Annotated in this window: 16 protein-coding genes, 2 pseudogenes and 1 riboswitch; of the genes and pseudogenes, 11 read left to right on the forward strand and 7 right to left on the reverse strand. The window is 66.2% G+C overall.

What is annotated here, in order from left to right; all coding sequences use genetic code 11:
* Window positions 1-52: 52 nt before the first annotated feature.
* Entirely contained in the window at window positions 53-913 is an 861-nt protein-coding gene (purU, locus tag AB0280_RS14795; RefSeq protein ID WP_159632582.1) for a formyltetrahydrofolate deformylase, read from the reverse strand.
* A 43-nt stretch (window positions 914-956) separates the two neighbouring features.
* A riboswitch (ZMP/ZTP riboswitch) is annotated at window positions 957-1,042 on the forward strand.
* 146 nt (window positions 1,043-1,188) lie between these two features.
* On the opposite strand from purU, the gene glyA reads away from it, so the two are divergent.
* The 10 genes from glyA to AB0280_RS14845 all read left to right on the forward strand — a co-directional run bounded on the left by glyA (window position 1,189) and on the right by AB0280_RS14845 (window position 10,159).
* A complete protein-coding gene (gene glyA / locus AB0280_RS14800; protein ID WP_224025422.1) occupies window positions 1,189-2,487 on the forward strand; it encodes a serine hydroxymethyltransferase in 1,299 nt (432 codons plus the stop codon).
* 3 nt (window positions 2,488-2,490) lie between these two features.
* Window positions 2,491-3,393, forward strand: a complete 903-nt coding sequence (locus AB0280_RS14805) for a bifunctional methylenetetrahydrofolate dehydrogenase/methenyltetrahydrofolate cyclohydrolase (RefSeq protein WP_159632580.1) — start codon at window positions 2,491-2,493, stop codon at window positions 3,391-3,393.
* Window positions 3,394-3,576: 183 nt separating this feature from the next.
* On the forward strand, window positions 3,577-4,713 hold the full coding sequence (locus tag AB0280_RS14810) for a sensor histidine kinase (RefSeq protein WP_307488585.1): 1,137 nt from the start codon (window positions 3,577-3,579) through the stop codon (window positions 4,711-4,713).
* The gene (locus AB0280_RS14815; RefSeq protein WP_275180437.1) at window positions 4,710-5,375 is read left to right on the forward strand and encodes a response regulator; all 666 of its coding nucleotides are present in this window, start codon (window positions 4,710-4,712) and stop codon (window positions 5,373-5,375) included. Before AB0280_RS14810 ends, AB0280_RS14815 begins: the two co-directional genes overlap by 4 nt.
* Before the next feature lie 152 nt (window positions 5,376-5,527).
* Window positions 5,528-5,875, forward strand: a complete 348-nt coding sequence (locus AB0280_RS14820) for an SHOCT domain-containing protein (RefSeq protein ID WP_275180436.1) — start codon at window positions 5,528-5,530, stop codon at window positions 5,873-5,875.
* Between the two features lie 75 nt (window positions 5,876-5,950).
* Window positions 5,951-6,514 (forward strand): hypothetical protein, encoded by a 564-nt coding sequence (locus tag AB0280_RS14825; protein ID WP_224025426.1) that lies wholly within the window; start codon window positions 5,951-5,953, stop codon window positions 6,512-6,514.
* Window positions 6,515-6,524: 10 nt separating this feature from the next.
* On the forward strand, window positions 6,525-7,358 hold the full coding sequence (locus AB0280_RS14830; protein WP_307488584.1) for an exodeoxyribonuclease III: 834 nt from the start codon (window positions 6,525-6,527) through the stop codon (window positions 7,356-7,358).
* A 15-nt stretch (window positions 7,359-7,373) separates the two neighbouring features.
* The gene (gene trpS / locus AB0280_RS14835) at window positions 7,374-8,417 is read left to right on the forward strand and encodes a tryptophan--tRNA ligase (protein ID WP_159632575.1); all 1,044 of its coding nucleotides are present in this window, start codon (window positions 7,374-7,376) and stop codon (window positions 8,415-8,417) included.
* Window positions 8,418-8,538: 121 nt separating this feature from the next.
* A complete protein-coding gene (locus tag AB0280_RS14840; protein WP_224027288.1) occupies window positions 8,539-9,126 on the forward strand; it encodes a 2'-5' RNA ligase family protein in 588 nt (195 codons plus the stop codon).
* 58 nt (window positions 9,127-9,184) lie between these two features.
* A complete protein-coding gene (locus AB0280_RS14845; protein WP_275180433.1) occupies window positions 9,185-10,159 on the forward strand; it encodes a YihY/virulence factor BrkB family protein in 975 nt (324 codons plus the stop codon).
* A gap of 51 nt (window positions 10,160-10,210) precedes the next feature.
* On the opposite strand, the pseudogene AB0280_RS14850 reads toward AB0280_RS14845, so the two are convergent.
* Window positions 10,211-11,344 (reverse strand): annotated as a pseudogene (locus tag AB0280_RS14850) (hypothetical protein); the annotation flags it as partial.
* A gap of 119 nt (window positions 11,345-11,463) precedes the next feature.
* Here AB0280_RS14850 and AB0280_RS14855 point away from each other — a divergent pair.
* Window positions 11,464-11,830, forward strand: a pseudogene (locus AB0280_RS14855) (hypothetical protein); the annotation flags it as partial.
* A gap of 28 nt (window positions 11,831-11,858) precedes the next feature.
* Here AB0280_RS14855 and AB0280_RS14860 read toward each other — a convergent pair.
* The 5 genes from AB0280_RS14860 to sdhC form a co-directional block, all read right to left on the reverse strand.
* Window positions 11,859-12,632: an alpha/beta hydrolase family protein gene (locus AB0280_RS14860; protein WP_159632571.1), complete on the reverse strand. Its 774-nt coding sequence runs from the start codon at window positions 12,630-12,632 to the stop codon at window positions 11,859-11,861.
* Window positions 12,633-12,738: 106 nt separating this feature from the next.
* Window positions 12,739-13,521, reverse strand: coding sequence for a succinate dehydrogenase iron-sulfur subunit (locus AB0280_RS14865; protein WP_159632570.1), 783 nt, complete (start codon window positions 13,519-13,521; stop codon window positions 12,739-12,741).
* A gap of 1 nt (window position 13,522) precedes the next feature.
* On the reverse strand, window positions 13,523-15,322 hold the full coding sequence (gene sdhA / locus AB0280_RS14870) for a succinate dehydrogenase flavoprotein subunit (protein ID WP_159632569.1): 1,800 nt from the start codon (window positions 15,320-15,322) through the stop codon (window positions 13,523-13,525).
* 108 nt (window positions 15,323-15,430) lie between these two features.
* Window positions 15,431-15,892: a succinate dehydrogenase hydrophobic membrane anchor subunit gene (locus AB0280_RS14875; RefSeq protein ID WP_224025431.1), complete on the reverse strand. Its 462-nt coding sequence runs from the start codon at window positions 15,890-15,892 to the stop codon at window positions 15,431-15,433.
* A 3-nt stretch (window positions 15,893-15,895) separates the two neighbouring features.
* Window positions 15,896-16,276 (reverse strand): succinate dehydrogenase, cytochrome b556 subunit, encoded by a 381-nt coding sequence (gene sdhC, locus AB0280_RS14880; protein ID WP_081620212.1) that lies wholly within the window; start codon window positions 16,274-16,276, stop codon window positions 15,896-15,898.
* Window positions 16,277-16,478 lie beyond the last annotated feature (202 nt).

Consider the following 16,478-nt stretch of genomic DNA (forward strand, 5'->3'; position numbering starts at 1 on the left):
CTGAGTAGCAAAAGATGCCGTTTTGGGGCTTCAAAACGGCATCTACTGCGACCTAGTTGAAGACCACCGTCCGGTTGCCGTCCAGCAGCACCCGGTGCTCGGCATGCCACTGCACGGCCTGCACCAGCGTGCGGCCCTCCACGTCGCGGCCCATCTGCACGAACTGCTCCGGCGTGCGCGCATGGTCCACGCGGATGACTTCCTGTTCGATGATCGGGCCCTCGTCCAGGGCGGCGGTCACATAGTGTGCCGTGGCGCCGATCAGCTTCACGCCGCGGGCATGCGCCTGGTGGTACGGCTTGGCACCTTTGAAGGACGGCAGGAACGAATGGTGGATGTTGATGGCCTTGCCGGTCAGGTCGGTGCAGAGCTCGTCGGAGAGGATCTGCATGTAGCGGGCCAGGACGGTCAGCTGGATGTCGTGTTCGGCGATGAGCGCACGGAGCTTGTCCTCGGCCTGGACCTTGGTGTCCCTGGTCACGGGGATGTAGTGGAACGGGATGCCGTAGAACTCGGCGAGCCCTGCCAGGTCCTGGTGGTTGGAGACGATGGCGGGGATTTCAATGGGGAGCGTGCCGGAACGCTGCTGGAAGAGCAGGTCGTTGAGGCAGTGCGCCGAGGTGCTGGCCATCACCAGGGTGCGCACCTTGTCACCAACGGTATCGAGGTTCCACTGCATGGAGAACGCTTCCGCCACCGGTTCCAGCGCCGCCCGCAGCTCGGACTTGGGGGCTGCCGTGGTCACCTCCACGCGCATGAAGAAGTTGCCGGTGGAAGGGCTGCCGTACTGCTGCGAGTCCATGATGTTGCACCCTGCAACCAGCAGGGCTCCGGCCACGGCGTGGACGATTCCGGGGCGGTCCGGGCAGGACAGGGTGACGACGTACGCTTGGTTCAGCTGCTCTTGATTCACGCGTAATAGCCTACCCGCGCCGCGGGTGCCGGTTTTGGTAGGCTGGAAGGGTCGCAACTGGCGTTGGGTGGCTAACCACCAGGGAGCGGCAATCACGAAGACCACGGATCGTACGCCTGGGCCGAGGGTCATGTCTTGCCGGAATTGGGGTTGCCCCTGCGTCAGCACAGCAGCACCATGCCGGGCTTTCACGCCCTGTCATCAACGCGGTGCGGAAGCGCGCCAGCCGGTAGCCTGACCTAAGCAGTGCCCGTATCCCTAGCCAGGAGTTCTTCGTGACTACTACAGCCACCTCAACCACAGCCGTCAGCAACCAGCCGCTGGCTGAGCTTGACCCCGAAATTGCCGCAGTCCTTGAGCAGGAGCTCGGCCGCCAGCGCGGCACCCTGGAAATGATTGCTTCCGAGAACTTCGCGCCCCGCGCCGTGATGGAAGCCCAGGGCTCCGTCCTCACCAACAAGTACGCCGAGGGCTACCCGGGCCGCCGCTACTACGGCGGCTGCGAATACGTCGACGTTGCAGAACAGCTGGCCATTGATCGGGTCAAGGCCCTGTTCGGCGCCGAGTTCGCCAACGTCCAGCCGCACTCCGGCGCGCAGGCCAACGCCGCCGCGCTCTCCGCCATGATCACCCCCGGCGACAAGATCCTGGGCCTGTCCCTGGCCCACGGCGGCCACTTGACCCACGGCATGAAGCTGAACTTCTCCGGCAAGCTGTACAACGTGGCTGCCTACCAGGTGGAGGAAGACAACTTCCGCATCGATATGGACAAGCTCCGCGAGCAGGCCATCGCCGAAAAGCCCCAGGTGATCATTGCCGGCTGGTCCGCTTACCCGCGCCACCTGGACTTCGCAGCCTTCCGCTCCATCGCCGATGAAGTGGGCGCGCTCCTCTGGACCGACATGGCACACTTCGCCGGCCTGGTGGCAGCCGGCCTGCACCCCAGCCCGGTGCCGCACTCCGACGTCGTCACCTCCACCGTGCACAAGACCCTCGCCGGTCCCCGCTCGGGCGTGATCCTTGCCAAGGAACAGTGGGCCAAGAAGCTCAACTCCAGCGTCTTCCCGGGCCAGCAGGGCGGCCCGCTGATGCACGTCATCGCGGCCAAGGCCGTGGCCTTCAAGATCGCCGGCACCCAGGAATTCAAGGAGCGCCAGGAGCGCGTCCTGGAAGGTGCCAGGATCATCGCCGACCGCCTGAACCAGGCCGACGTCGCCGAAGCCGGCGTCTCCGTCCTCACCGGCGGTACGGACGTGCACCTGGTGCTGGTTGACCTTCGCAACTCGCAGCTGGACGGCCAGCAGGCCGAGGACCTCCTGCACTCCGTGGGCATCACCGTCAACCGGAACGCCGTGCCGTTCGACCCCCGCCCGCCGATGGTCACCTCCGGCCTGCGCATCGGCACCCCGGCCCTGGCCACCCGCGGCTTCGGCGCCAACGAGTTCACCGAGGTTGCCGAGATCATCGCCACCGCCCTCAAGGCAGGCAGCAGCGCCGACGTCGAGGCCCTCCAGGCCCGCGTGGACAAGCTGGCGGCCGACTTCCCGCTCTACCCGCAGCACGAGCAGTGGTAAGCAATGACTGAAACCACAACCGCACAGATCCTTGACGGCAAGGCCACCGCCGCTGCCATCAAGGCCGAGCTGACCGAACGCGTGGCCGCACTCAAGGCCAAGGGCGTCACTCCCGGCATCGCCACTGTGCTGGTGGGCGCCGACCCTGCCTCGCAGCTGTATGTCTCCATGAAGCACAAGCAGTCGGTGCAGATCGGGATGAACTCCATCCAGCGCGAGCTCCCGGCGGACGCCACCCAGGAACAGGTAGAGGCCCTCATTGACGAACTCAATGCGGACCCCGCCTGCCACGGGTACATCGTGCAGTTGCCGCTGCCCAAGCACCTGGACACGGACGCCATCCTGGAGCGCATAGACCCCGCCAAGGACGCGGACGGGCTGCACCCCACCAACCTTGGCCGGCTGGTGCTGAACGTCAACAACAAGATCACCACCCCGCTGCCGTGCACGCCACGGGGAGTCATCGAGCTGCTGGAGCGCAACGGGTACAGCCTGGCCGGCAAGCACGTGGTGGTGGTGGGCCGCGGCGTCACCATCGGCCGCTCGATCGGCCTGCTGCTCACCCGGCGGGACGTCAACGCCACCGTGACCCTGACCCACACCGGCACCACCAACCTCTCGGAGCTGCTGAAGCAGGCGGACGTCATCGTGGGCGCGGCGGGCGTGAAGCACATCGTCAAGGCCGCGGACGTGAAGCCGGGCGCTGCCCTGCTGGACGTCGGCGTCACCCGCGAGACCGATCCGGAGACCGGCAAGAGCCGCGTCTACGGAGACATCGATCCTGCCGCTGCCGAGGTGGCCGGCTGGATCTCACCGAACCCCGGTGGAGTAGGCCCCATGACCGTGGCGCTGCTGATGACCAACGTTGTGGAGGCTGCCGAACGCGCAGCAGGCGTCGGGGAGTAGTCCCGGCCCAAACCGCTCGACGGCGGCACGGTAACTTTCGCAGGGAAGGTGCCGGGCCGCCGTCGGCCGTTTAAGCGCAGCGCAGGCTGAGCCAGGCGCGGCCGTGCACCTACTCCCGGGGGAGTACGGGCGCTACGCCGCCTATCTGATTACTTTCGCGGCCCGCGGGAATAGGCTCGGACCATGCAGCGCCGATTCAGGGGACCACCCACCGCCGTCATCGTGGTGGTGGTCGCCGTGATCCAGGTGGCGGGGTCGGCGTTCGCGTCGGTGCGCCAGCCTGGACACGCGCCGCTGGACCCCCTGGCGCTGGCATTGCTGCTACTGGGGCCCGCCGCGCTGGCTTTCCGCCGGCGCGCGCCGCTGGTGATGCTGCCCGTTGCCGCCGGGGCCACCGCAGCCTACCTTGCCCTGGGCTACGCGTGGGGCCCGGTGGTCCTCTCCTTTGCGCTGGCACTGATCCTGACGGCGGCGGCCGGAAAGCGCGCTGTGGCATGGTCCGGGGCCGCGGCGGGAATCCTGGCATTGTTTTTGGCCGCCGCGCGCAGCGGCGATGAAGCGGCGTTCGTCCGCGCCTTCGCCGGGTCCTCATGGCTGGCCATCCTCGTCCTGATCGGGGAAGGGGTGCGGTTCCGCGGCGAACGGGTGGCCGAACGGCGCCGCCAGGAGGCCGCGGCGGAGCAGGCTGCCCGCGATGAATACCGGCTTGCCCTGGCGCGGGACATCCATGACGTGGTGGCACATTCGCTGTCCCTGATCAATGTCCGGGCCTCGGTGGCGCTGCACCTTGGCGAGAAGGATCCGGCGCAGTTCCGCCCTGCCCTGGAGACCATCAAGGCAGCGAGCAGGGAATCACTGGCTGAAGTCCGCCAGCTGCTGGGCGTGCTCCGGGAAGATGCGCCGTTGAGCCCCACCAGCCGGCCCAGCCTGGCCCGGGTCCCGGAAGTCGTTGACAACGCGCGGCGGGCCGGGCTCGATGTCCGGTTCCAGGGCGGCCCGGACCTGGACCACGTTCCCGCTGCAGCCCAGGAAGCGGCATACCGGATTGTGCAGGAGGCCCTGACCAATGTGGTCCGGCATTCCGGGGCGCGGACGGCCCGGGTCTCCATCCACGCGGCGAAAGGGGAACTGCTGGTGACCATTGACGACGACGGCGCCGGGGCCGGCACAGCGCCTGACGGCAACGGCATCACCGGCATGCGGGAGCGGGTGGCGGCTTTGGGCGGCAGGCTTGAGCTGGGGCCGGCGCAGTCCGGTACGGGCTGGCGGGTCCGCGCGGTTCTCCCGCTGGCCGCTGATGCAGGGCAGGGACCAGGATGATCAGCATCCTGCTGGCCGATGACCAGAACCTGATCCGTGCGGGCTTCCGGGCTCTGCTGGACGCCGAAGCCGACATGAAGGTCGTGGCCGAATGCGGGACCGGGCGCGACGCGGTGCGGCTGGCCCGCCAGTGGCATCCCGACGTGGTCCTGATGGATATCCGCATGCCGGACGGTGACGGCCTGGAGGCTACGCGGCAGATCCTCTCCGATGCGGCGCTGCCAGGTACCCGGGTGGTCATTCTCACCACTTTCGAGCTGGACGACTACATCGCCGAGGCGGTGCGGGCCGGGGCCGCCGGTTTCCTGGTCAAGGACACTGAACCGGCCGAGCTGCTGCGCGCAGTCCGCATTGTGCACGATGGCGACGCGCTGCTGTCGCCCTCGGTGACCCGGCGGATCATGGCCCAGCTGGCGCGGCACTCCCGCGCCGCCGAACCGCCGGTGGCACTGGACCGCATCACCGACCGGGAACGGGAAGTCCTCCAGCTTGTGGGGGAGGGTTTGAACAACGCGGAAATCGCCGGGCGCCTGTTCATCACTCCGCTCACGGCAAAGACGCATGTCTCGCGGATCATGGCGAAGCTGATGGTCAGGGACAGGGCGCAACTGGTGGTGCTGGCCTACGAATCCGGCCTGGTCCGGCCCGGCTGGGCCGGCTGAGTCCGGCACGGGATGCAGCAGCAGGACTCCCCAGGGAGTACGCGGCCCCGTACAGGTGACTCCCGCCGCCGGACGCGCCGGCCGGGGTGCGGCAACGAGACTCGATACAAGGCCGGATCCCCGGCCGGTTAAGAAAGTCTGGAGAACAAAAAATGTTGGCTTCACTGAGCACCGCCCTGTCCACCACCGCCCTGTCCACGACCGCACTGTCCACCACCGCCCTGTCCGCGGCTGCGCAGGTGCCGGCCGATACGGTCGTCTACGGACCCTGGCACGGTGCCTTTTCCCCCTGGTTCCTGTTGTTCCCGCTCTTCTGGATCCTGGTCATCGCGCTGTTCATCTTCGTGGCCCGCAGGACCTGGCGCCGCAACCAGCACTGGGCAGCAGCCCAGGGAGCTGAAGGAGTGCTGCGTGAGCGCTACGCCCGGGGCGAGGTTGACGAGACCGAGTACCGCCAACGGCTGGAGGTCCTGCGCAGCGGGGACCGGCGGCAGAAGTGACCCGGGCCGCCCGGGGCTGTTCGCCGGGGGTGGAAGGCGGCCGAAGCACAGGCCGGGGTTTGAGACAATAGCTCCATGCGAACTTTGGGCAGCTCCTCGTCATCCGCCAAACCCGCAAGGGCCGGTTTTTCGATGTTCCGGATCAGCGGGCCGGGCCTGATGGTCCTGGTGACGGCGTTCATTGTTGCCGTCATCTTCGCCGCCAACCAGAACGACGTCGTGGGCTGGGTTGTTGCCGTCATCGCCGCGTTCTGGCTGGCACTGGCCGCGTTCGTGGTCTTCAGCATCCAACGGGCCGCCAAAAAGGCCGGTGCCAAGCTGTCCGAGGCACAAAGCGCCTTCCACACCGCAACCGGCCGCGCCCCGGCACAGGCATCGGCCGACCATGGGGGCACCCGGGTAGTGTACGAACGCACCGAGGCCGACGAAGTACGCGACCTGAAACTGGACCACTCCTTCAAAATCGTCCAGGTGCAGATCCGCGTCGTGGAAGAGGAACGGGCCAAGGGCGCCGCCGCCAACCAGGACACCATCAACCGCGCCCTCGAGACGATCGAGATCACGGCCACCAATGCCCGGGACATGATCAAGTCCTCCGGCGGCAGCGGAGAGCCGGTGACCGGAACCATCATCGACTAGAGTGGAGCGGGTGAGCTCGGCATTGAACAAGGACCACCTTCGCATCGCATCAGTCAACGTCAACGGCCTCCGGGCTGCCTACAAAAACGGCATGGCGGCGTGGCTGGAACCGCGCGAAGTGGACATCCTCTGCCTGCAGGAAGTGCGCGCCCCTGACGCGATCGTCCGGCAGCTGCTCGGCGAAGGCTGGCATATCCTGCACGCCGAGGCGGAAGCAAAAGGCCGTGCCGGCGTCGCCATCGCCTCCCGCCAGGAGCCTCTCGAAACCAGGAACGGCATTGGGGATGACTACTTCGCCACCGCCGGGCGCTGGGTGGAGGCCGATTTCCGCGTCCCTGACGCTGCGGGAAACCCCGTCCAGCTCACCGTTGCCAGCGCCTACGTGCACTCCGGCGAGGTAGGGACTCCCAAGCAGGACGACAAGTACCGCTTCCTTGACGTCATGAGCACCCGGCTTCCGGAGCTGACCAAGCACAGCGACCACGCCCTGGTGGTGGGGGACCTGAACGTCGCCCACACGCCAAGGGACATCAGGAACTCCAAGGGCAACCTCAAGAAGGCCGGCCACCTGCCGGAGGAACGCGCGTACTTCGACCGGTTCTTTGGTGAGGAAATCGGCTGGCATGACGTCCACCGGAACCTTGCCGGCGACGTCGACGGGCCATACACGTGGTGGTCCTGGCGCGGCAAGGCGTTCGACAACGACACCGGGTGGCGCATCGACTACCACATGGCCACCCCCGGACTGGCAGCATCCGCCATTTCCGCCGTTGTTGACCGTGCAGCCACCTGGGATGCCCGCTTCTCCGATCACGCCCCGCTGGTAGTGGACTACCAGCTCTAAGCCCGAAAGTTTTCCATGACCACCCAGACTCCCTCCACTGCCAAGAAGCGCATCCTTTCCGGCGCCAAGCCCACCGCGGATTCCCTGCACCTGGGCAACTACATCGGCGCCGTGCGCAACTGGGTGGACATGCAGGCGGAATACGACGCCGTCTTCTTCATCCCGGACCTGCATGCCATCACGGTGGATTTCGATCCCGCCGAACTGGCCAAGCGCACCCGCATTGTGGCGGCGCAGTACATCGCCGCCGGCATCGACCCGGACAAGAGCATCTTCTTTGTCCAGTCCCATGTCCCGGAGCACGCACAGCTTGCCTGGGCGCTGAACTGCATCACCGGCTTCGGTGAGGCGTCCCGGATGACCCAGTTCAAGGACAAGACCCAGAAGTCGGGCGCTGACGCCGCAACGCTGGGCCTTTTCGCCTACCCCACGCTGATGGCCGCGGATATCCTCCTGTACCAGAGCGATCTGGTGCCGGTCGGCGAGGACCAGCGGCAGCACCTGGAACTGACCCGGAACCTCGCGCAGCGTTTCAACACCCGGTTTGGCCACACCTTCACGGTTCCCGAGGCGACGATCGTCAAGGAAAGCGCCAAGATCTACGACCTCCAGAACCCCAGCGCCAAGATGTCCAAGACGGGGGAGTCCCCCAACGGTGCCATCCAGCTGCTGGAGGATCCCAAGATCGCCGCCAAGCGCATCAAATCGGCAGTGACGGACGCGGGCACGGACATCCGCTTCGACGCCGAGGAGAAGCCCGGGGTCTCCAACCTGCTGACCATCTACTCTTCCCTGACCGGGAAGTCGGTGGCGGAGCTCGAAGCCGAGTACCAGGGAAAGATGTACGGCCACCTCAAGGTGGACCTCGCGGAGGTGGTGGTGGACTTCATCACCCCGCTCCGCAACCGGACCAACGAGCTGATGGCTGATCCCGCCGAGCTTGACCGGCTGCTGGCCCTCGGTGCGGAACGGGCCCGGGAAATTGCCTCCGTCACGCTGGGCCAGGTATACCAGCGCATGGGCTTCCTGCCGTCCCTCAGCCTCGCAGGAGTCCGCTAGCGCCATGTCTTCGAGAAACGTCACCGCCAGGGGAGGTGCCTTCTCCGCCGGCCAGGCGGAGCGGAACCTGGCTGACCGCTTCGAAGACCAGTCCGGCCACAACGCGGCAACGGACCGTGAGATGCCCCGCAGCGACGAAATCAGTGTGGGCGTCATCCTGGGCTTTCCCGCCGAGATAGCTGACGAACTGCAGCGCTGGCGCGCGTCCTTTGGCGATCCCCTGGCCGGGGTGGTGCCCGCGCACATCACGCTGGTCACCACCACTCCCACCCAGGACTGGGAGGCCACCCGCCGGCACGTCCGCGAGGTGGCCCGCTGCCAGAGCCCCTTCATGGTGACCATCGCCGGAACCGGAACTTTCCGGCCGGTTTCGCCGGTGGTGTTCATCAACGTGGAGGACGGCTTCGAGGAGTGCGTGGACCTGCATCGCAAGCTGCAGCAGGGTCCCCTTCACCGGGAACTGCCCTTTGCCTACCATCCCCACGTCACCATCGCCCATGATGTCGCCCCTGAAAGCCTGGATGAAGCCGAAACGGTGCTGAAGAACTACAGGGCCACCTTCCCCGTGGTTAGCATGGGACTCTATGAGCATGATGCCGACGGCATCTGGCAGCTACGGGAAGAGCTGGACTTTGGGACCGAAACTGACAACCACGCCGGCACCAGCTTCACGGACGCTGCCGCGGACACCACAACCGAAGGCGGCTGACCGGCCGCCGCTGCCCACGCAGCATGCCCAGCTGAAGCTGGCCGTCATCCAAAAGCGGATGGAATGGGGAAAAGCCAGGAGAGCGGGCGGCGGCGTGGTACCGGGCCTGATGGCACTGATCCAGTGGCTGCTGGCCAAACTCAACACCTTGCGCCCCATGCGGGCCTTCCAGCACTACAACCTCCAGCACGGGCCCCTGCTGAGCGCCGGCATTGGCTTCCGGATGTTCTTCTCCATCACCGGCCTCCTCACCACCGGGTTTTCGATAGCCGGGCTTGTCCTCAGCGGACAGCCGGCCCTCCTCGACACCATTGTTGCCACGGTGGCGCACAGCGCCCCCGGCCTCCTGAAAGTCGGCAACGGGGACGGACTGGTGGACCCGAAGGACCTCCTGAACCCGGGCGGCCTCGGCTGGACGGCGGTTATTGCCGCTGTGGTCACCATCATCACCTCGCTGGGCTGGATCAACGGGATGAGGGACGGGCTGCGCGGCGTGCTGCAACTTCCTCCGCTTGTGGTCAACCCCATCCTGGTGCGGCTGCGCGATGCCGGTACCCTGCTGCTGCTGGGGCTGGCCCTGGTGATCAGCGCGGGCGCCTCCCTTGTCTTCGGCACGGCGGCGGGTTGGGTGGTGGGTTTCCTGCATCTCAGCGACGCCGTGGCCGGTCCCCTCACCACGTCCGTCAAGATCGTGGTGCCGCTGGTCCTGAACTGGGTCACCGCGCTGATCATGTTCCGGCTCGCCGCCGGACTGAAACTGTCCCGGCAGGCGCTGCTCGAAGGCACCCTCCTCGCCGCCGTAGGCACCACCGTTCTGCAGATCTTCAGCACTGAGCTGCTGGCAGGGGCCAGCCGGAACCCAATCCTGGCCTCATTCGCCATCATCATCGGCCTGCTGATCTGGTTCAACCTGGTCAGCCAGGTCTACCTTGTCTCAGCCGGGTGGTCGGCGATCCGTGAGGCTGATTTGGAGTCCGGCGGCGCTCCGCGGAAAACCATCCTCGGCGCGCGGCGGGCCACGCCCCAGACCTGACCTGCCGTGCCGGGTGAGGCCGGCAGGGATATCGGGCCGTGGCCGGCTGTTCTACGGCGCCGGCACCAGCCCCTCCCACGCCACCGTCCAGCCCGCTGGAAAGCCGGGGGCGTGCCGGTCCGGGCCGTTGTCCCAGCCGGCTGCCATCAGGGCGACGGCGGCAAGCAGGCCGCCGTTGCCCGGCAGGTACAGGGGCAGCGAGTCCGTCTGGCGGTTGTGCCCGTTGGACAGCACCGTATTCTTTCCGGCCTCCTGCAGGAGCGCGTTGACTGCGGCCTCGGGGCGGCCCAGGCGCGCAGCGGTCATGGCCATGACCGGATAGTCCCAGCCCCACGTGCTGTCCCAGTCCCAGTCCGCCAGGACATCCTCCAGCGTGGCGTTCATGATGCCTTCGTCGATCAGGTCCGTCAGCGGAAGGACGCCGAGCGCGCACAGCATTGAGGGGTGGTCTGTCCTGATGGTGAAGGGTTCCACGTCCATGGCCGCGTAGACGCCGTTGAGCACGCGCGGGGGCACCAGGCCGTCCGCCACCGTGAGCCAGGACTGCACGGGTTCCAGCCCCAGCCGCTCCCGCCAGGCGGCGGCCGTGCGCAGGCCCCACTGCCAGTACGCGAGTTCAAAGGTGGGGTTGGTGACCGTCCCGCGGAGGGAACCGTAGCATTCCTGCGCGGGAATGAGGGGCGGGCCCAGCTCAAATCCGCGCGGTGTGGGGTGGGCGAAGCCGGCCATGAAGTGGGCGGATTCGAAGACGATGTCCGCAAATTCCTCCAGCACCTCCCGGCCCGGACGGCTCCGGTACACCAGTTCCGCCATGTGGATGGGATGCGGCTGCTGCCAGATAAGGAAGGTGCCGATCGGGCTGGGGCTCTCCCTTCCGTCCGGACCTGTCTGCTTTGGCCAGCGGGCGCCGTCGAACCCTTGTCCCCGGGCCGTTTCCCGTGCGCCCTCCAGCACCGTGGCGTACCAGCGCAGGGACGGCAGGAGGAGCTCCACCCGGTTCCAGTGCGCAAAGTGGGCGGCGTGCCACCAGTGCATCTCCAGGTGGAAACGTCCGCGCCAGGAATTGCAGACCAGCCCGGTTTCCTGCGGCGGCAGCGACCCTGAACAGTTGACGGCCGTGAGGTATTGGGACAGCACGATGCGCCGTTCCAGCTCAGCGGCCCGGGGATCCGCCGTGGCAGCCAGGAGGAGCCCCATCGGATGCCCGGCGCCGGGAGGCAGCGGAGTGCTTGCGCCCGCCTTTCCGGCCACCCGGGAAAGGCCCGCGCCGCCGCGCGGAATACAGTCACCATCTCCGGCGGTAAGAAAGCACCTGGAGCTGGGATGACTTTGCCCGGATTGCCGGCGACATCACGGCCAAGAGCCCGAAGGGGACCTACGGAACGGCGACCGTCCTCCGCCAGCGTGGAGAATCGCTCTACACCCAAGACGGCCAACTGGGACTGGGCAAGGAGACGGTGCGGGACTACTTCGATTACTCAGGCTTCCGGCGCAGACCTGTTGCTGCTCAAGCTTCCCGGCGAAAAACCCACTCCGGGAATCTGGCTCCAGTCCTCGCAGTTCTACACCATCTCCGCCCGGATCAACACCGACGTCCTGTTCAAGCGGCTCACACCGGAGAAGGCGGCCGAACAGTGGATCAGCGAGAGCAAGGCAGCCATCGGCAAGTAGGGTTCCCGCCACAGGCGGCGCGGCCGGATCAGGCGGGGGTTGCGTCCAGGTACTGGTCAGCCCAGGCGGCGATAATCCGCGCGGCCCGTGCGGCCTGGCCCTTGCCGGTCAGGAGGTGGTCGCTTCCCTCGAGCGAGACGAAGTTCCGCGGGTGCCGTGCGGTCTGGAAGATGGTGCTGGCATTCTCAATCCCCACGGTGTTGTCGGTAGGGGAGTGGAGCACCATCAGCGGCTTGTGCAGCTGCCTGATGCAGTCCGTGAGGTCCGCGTTCTCCAGGTCCTCCACGAAATGCCGGCGGATTTCCACGCGTTTGCCGCCCAGGTCCACCTCGGCGCTGCCCTCACTCAGGATCCGGTCCAGTGCGGCATCGAACACATGGGCCACGTGTTTGGGGGAGAAGGGCGCTCCCACGGTGGCAACGGCGTCCAGTTCGGGAATTTCCCGGGCAGCGGCGAGGACCGCAGCGCCGCCGAACGAATGGCCCACCAGCAGCGAGATTTCCTTCCCCTCGCTGCGCATGAATTCCGCCGCCTTCACCGTGTCCGCAACCTTGTGGCTGAAGGATCCGGCAGACCATTCCCCGGCGGAGCCGCCCAGGCCCACGTTGTCGAAACGCAGCATGCCGATGCCGCTGTCAGCCAGGGCCTTGCACATCCGTGCCGCGGAGGGGCTGTCCTTGCCCAGCGTGAAGCCGTGCGAAAAGACGCCCCAGCCTTTGACGGGGCCCTCGGGAACATCGATGATGCCGGAGAGCATCTCTCCTGTGGAGCCGGCGAAGGACACTTTTTCGGAGCGGGACATGCTGTCCCCTTTCTGCGCGGAAAGGCTGTGCGGAAACGAACGACGGCGCCCTCCACCACGTGTGGTGGGTGACGCCGTCGGCCGTTGTGTCTGTTCTTGAACGCGCCTAGATCCTGCGGGCCAGGATGGCCTGCTTGACCTCCGCGATGGCCTGCGTGACCTGGATGCCGCGGGGGCATGCCTCCGAGCAGTTGAAGGTGGTGCGGCAGCGCCACACGCCTTCCTTGTCGTTGAGGATCTCCAGGCGCATGTCGCCGGCATCATCGCGGGAGTCGAAGATGAAGCGGTGCGCGTTCACGATGGCGGCGGGGCCGAAGTACTGCCCGTCGGTCCAGAACACGGGGCAGGAGGACGTGCACGCAGCACACAGGATGCACTTGGTGGTGTCATCAAAGCGCTCACGGTCCTCTGCGGACTGCAGGCGCTCCCGGGTGGGCTCGTGGCCCTTGTTGATCAGGAAGGGCATGACTTCGCGGTACGACTGGAAGAACGGCTCCATGTCCACGATCAGGTCCTTTTCCACCGGCAGGCCCTTGATGGGCTCCACCGTGATGGGCTTGGACGTGTCCAGGTCCTTCAGGAGGGTCTTGCAGGCAAGGCGGTTGCGGCCGTTGATGCGCATGGCGTCCGAGCCGCACACGCCGTGGGCGCAGGAGCGGCGGAACGACAGGGTGCCGTCCATCTCCCACTTCACCTTGTGCAGGGCGTCCAGGACACGGTCCGTGCCGTACATGGTCAGGTGGAAATCGTCCCAGGTTGATTCCCCGGAGACCTCCGGGTTGTACCGGCGGACCCGCAGGTGGACGTCGAACGTGGGGATTTCCCCGCCCCCGCCAACGCCGGCAGGAAGTTCAACCTTTGAGGCTGGCTCAGCGATTTCAGCGGTCATCTTAGTACTTCCTCACCATCGGCTCGTAGCGGGTAAAGACAACCGGCTTGGTGGCCAGGCGGATGCCGGCGATTGATTCCGCCGATCCGTCAGCCGGCGCATGGTCATCCTTGTACGCCATGGAGTGCTTCATGAATTTCTCGTCGTCACGCTCGGGGAAGTCCTCGCGGAAGTGTCCGCCGCGGGATTCCTCACGGTGCAGGGCGGCCACGGTCATGACCTTGGCCAGTTCCAGCAGGAAGCCGAGTTCCACGGCCTCGAGCAGGTCCAGGTTGAAGCGCTTGCCCTTGTCCTGGACGTTGATGCGCTTGTAGCGCTCCTCGAAGGATTCGATGTCGCGCAGCACCTGGTTCAGGGTGTCTGCCGTACGGAACACCTGCATGTTCGCGTCCATCGTGTCCTGCAGTTCCTTGCGGATCTGCGCCACTTTCTCGTCGCCGGTGCCGTTGCGGGCAATGTCCAGCAGCTCGGTGGTGTAGGCCAGCGGGTTCTCCGGCAGTTCCACGTAAGGCGCGGTCTTTGCGTACTCCGCGGCGGCGATGCCGGCGCGCTTACCGAAGACGTTGATGTCCAGCAGCGAGTTGGTGCCCAGGCGGTTGGAGCCGTGGACGGAGACGCAGGCAACTTCACCAGCGGCGTAGAGCCCGGGGATTACGGTGTCGTTGTCCTGCAGCACCTCGGTCTGGATGTTCGTGGGAATGCCACCCATGGCGTAGTGCGCGGTGGGGAATACCGGCACCGGCTCGGTGTACGGTTCCACGCCCAGGTAGGTGCGGGCGAACTCGGTGATGTCCGGGAGCTTGGCGTCGATGTGCGCCGGCTCCAGGTGGGTCAGGTCCAGGAGGACGTAATCCTTGTTCGGGCCGCAGCCGCGGCCTTCGCGCACCTCGTTGGCCATGGAACGGGCCACGATGTCACGCGGCGCCAGGTCCTTGATGGTGGGGGCGTAGCGCTCCATGAAGCGCTCACCCTCGGAGTTGCGGAGGATTGCACCTTCACCGCGGGCGGCCTCGGACAGCAGGATGCCCAGGCCGGCCAGGCCGGTGGGGTGGAACTGGAAGAATTCCATGTCTTCCAGCGGGATGCCGCGGCGGAAGGCGATGCCCATGCCGTCACCGGTCAGGGTGTGGGCGTTGGAGGTGGTCTTGAAGACCTTGCCGGCACCACCGGAGGCGAACACCACGGACTTGGCCTGGAACACGTGCAGTTCACCGGAGGCGAGGTCGTAGGAGACGACGCCGGCCACGCGCTTCTGCTTGTAGGCAGTGCCGTCTTCGCGGACTGCGTCCTCTTCAACCGTCAGCAGGTCCAGGACGTAGTACTCGTTGTAGAACTCAACGTTGTGCTTGACGCAGTTTTGGTACAGGGTCTGCAGGATCATGTGGCCGGTACGGTCCGCGGCGTAGCATGCACGGCGGACGGGAGCCTTGCCGTGGTCACGGGTGTGGCCACCGAAGCGGCGCTGGTCGATGCGGCCCTCGGGGGTGCGGTTGAAGGGCAGGCCCATCTTTTCCAAGTCCAGCACGGCGTCGATGGCTTCCTTGGCCATGACCTCGGCGGCGTCCTGGTCAACCAGGTAGTCGCCGCCCTTGACGGTGTCGAAGGTGTGCCATTCCCAGTTGTCTTCCTCGACATTGGCAAGGGCTGCACACATGCCACCCTGTGCCGCACCCGTGTGCGAGCGGGTGGGGTAGAGCTTGGTCAGTACTGCTGTGCGCGCGCGCTGACCGGACTCGATCGCGGCGCGCATGCCAGCGCCACCGGCACCGACGATGACGACGTCGTACTTATGGACCTGCATACCAGACGCTCTTTCTCTCAAAATTCGCTATAAAACAACGGGGCGGCTTTGCCTGCTCCGCAAAACAGGGCCCGCGGACAAGCCCGCGGGCCCAGGGTCGTGCCAGTGCTAGGCAGGGCAGAAGCCGCCCGGAAGGGCAACGCCGTTCACTACGGGGCACGGGTTGAAGGTGAAGATGACCAGGGTGCCCAGGAGGATGATGACCACGGCGGCCGCGTAGAGAACGGTCTTCAGCCAGCGGCGGGTGGACGTCTTCTCGGCGTAGTCGTTGATGATGGTCCGCACGCCGTTGCTGCCGTGCAGCATGGCCAGCCACAGCATGGCCAGGTCCCAGAACTGCCAGAACGGGTCGGCCCACTTGCCGGCCACGAAGCCGAAGTCAATGGCGTGGATGCCTTCGCCGACCATCAGGTTCACGAACAGATGGCCGAAGATCAGGACCACCAGCACCACGCCGGAAAGGCGCATGAACAGCCAGGCGATCATCTCGAAGTTGCCCTTGGACCCGCCGCTGCGGCGGTACTGGGGAGCGATCCGGCCGCTGCGGGGGCTCTCGATGGTTGCAGTCATGGCTTAGTGACCTCCGAGGGCGAGGGACAGGTGGCGGATGGAGAAGGCGACCATGGTCACGACCCAGAGGGCCAGGACTGCCCACAGCATCTGCCGCTGGTACTTGGCGCCCTTCTTCCAGAAGTCGACCGCGATGATCCGCAGGCCATTGAAGGCGTGGAAAACGATGGCAGCCACAAGGCCGGTCTCACCCAGCGCCATCAGCGGATTCTTGTAGGCGCCGATCACGGCGGTGTAGGCCTCCGGTGACACACGCACCAAGGAGGTGTCCAGGACGTGGACCAACAAGAAGAAAAAGATCACTACACCGGTAATACGGTGTCCTACCCAGGACCACATGCCTTCACGGCCGCGGTACAAGGTGCCAGCTGGTTTTGTCGGCACTGATAAACCTCCCTGCAACACAGCGGCGCTGGCATGAGATCCATGCGGGGGGAACGCCTGCTGCGAGAGCACTCGTAGCTCAGGCCTAAATCTAGGCTTCGCTAACAGCTTATTCAATTTAGACGTTTGTTGGTGCCCAGTGCTGGAGCGGATTTTCCGGGGAAATGAGACAAACACCACATCCGTGCGGGCCCAAAGGCCG

Origin of the sequence: Pseudarthrobacter sp. 902506025 (assembly GCF_040702325.1) — a bacterium.
GTDB lineage: Bacteria > Actinomycetota > Actinomycetes > Actinomycetales > Micrococcaceae > Arthrobacter.

Bases quoted from the DNA above. Each gene is read 5' to 3' on its own strand.
- AB0280_RS14875 (WP_224025431.1), bottom strand. From the start codon at position 15,892: ATGACTGCAACCATCGAGAGCCCCCGCAGCGGCCGGATCGCTCCCCAG.
- trpS (WP_159632575.1), top strand. From the start codon at position 7,374: ATGACCACCCAGACTCCCTCCACTGCCAAGAAGCGCATCCTTTCCGGC.
- AB0280_RS14825 (WP_224025426.1), top strand. From the start codon at position 5,951: ATGCGAACTTTGGGCAGCTCCTCGTCATCCGCCAAACCCGCAAGGGCC.
- AB0280_RS14840 (WP_224027288.1), top strand. From the start codon at position 8,539: ATGCCCCGCAGCGACGAAATCAGTGTGGGCGTCATCCTGGGCTTTCCC.
- sdhA (WP_159632569.1), bottom strand. From the start codon at position 15,322: ATGCAGGTCCATAAGTACGACGTCGTCATCGTCGGTGCCGGTGGCGCT.
- AB0280_RS14860 (WP_159632571.1), bottom strand. From the start codon at position 12,632: ATGTCCCGCTCCGAAAAAGTGTCCTTCGCCGGCTCCACAGGAGAGATG.
- AB0280_RS14815 (WP_275180437.1), top strand. From the start codon at position 4,710: ATGATCAGCATCCTGCTGGCCGATGACCAGAACCTGATCCGTGCGGGC.
- AB0280_RS14820 (WP_275180436.1), top strand. From the start codon at position 5,528: ATGTTGGCTTCACTGAGCACCGCCCTGTCCACCACCGCCCTGTCCACG.
- AB0280_RS14865 (WP_159632570.1), bottom strand. From the start codon at position 13,521: ATGACCGCTGAAATCGCTGAGCCAGCCTCAAAGGTTGAACTTCCTGCC.
- AB0280_RS14805 (WP_159632580.1), top strand. From the start codon at position 2,491: ATGACTGAAACCACAACCGCACAGATCCTTGACGGCAAGGCCACCGCC.
- AB0280_RS14810 (WP_307488585.1), top strand. From the start codon at position 3,577: ATGCAGCGCCGATTCAGGGGACCACCCACCGCCGTCATCGTGGTGGTG.
- AB0280_RS14845 (WP_275180433.1), top strand. From the start codon at position 9,185: ATGGAATGGGGAAAAGCCAGGAGAGCGGGCGGCGGCGTGGTACCGGGC.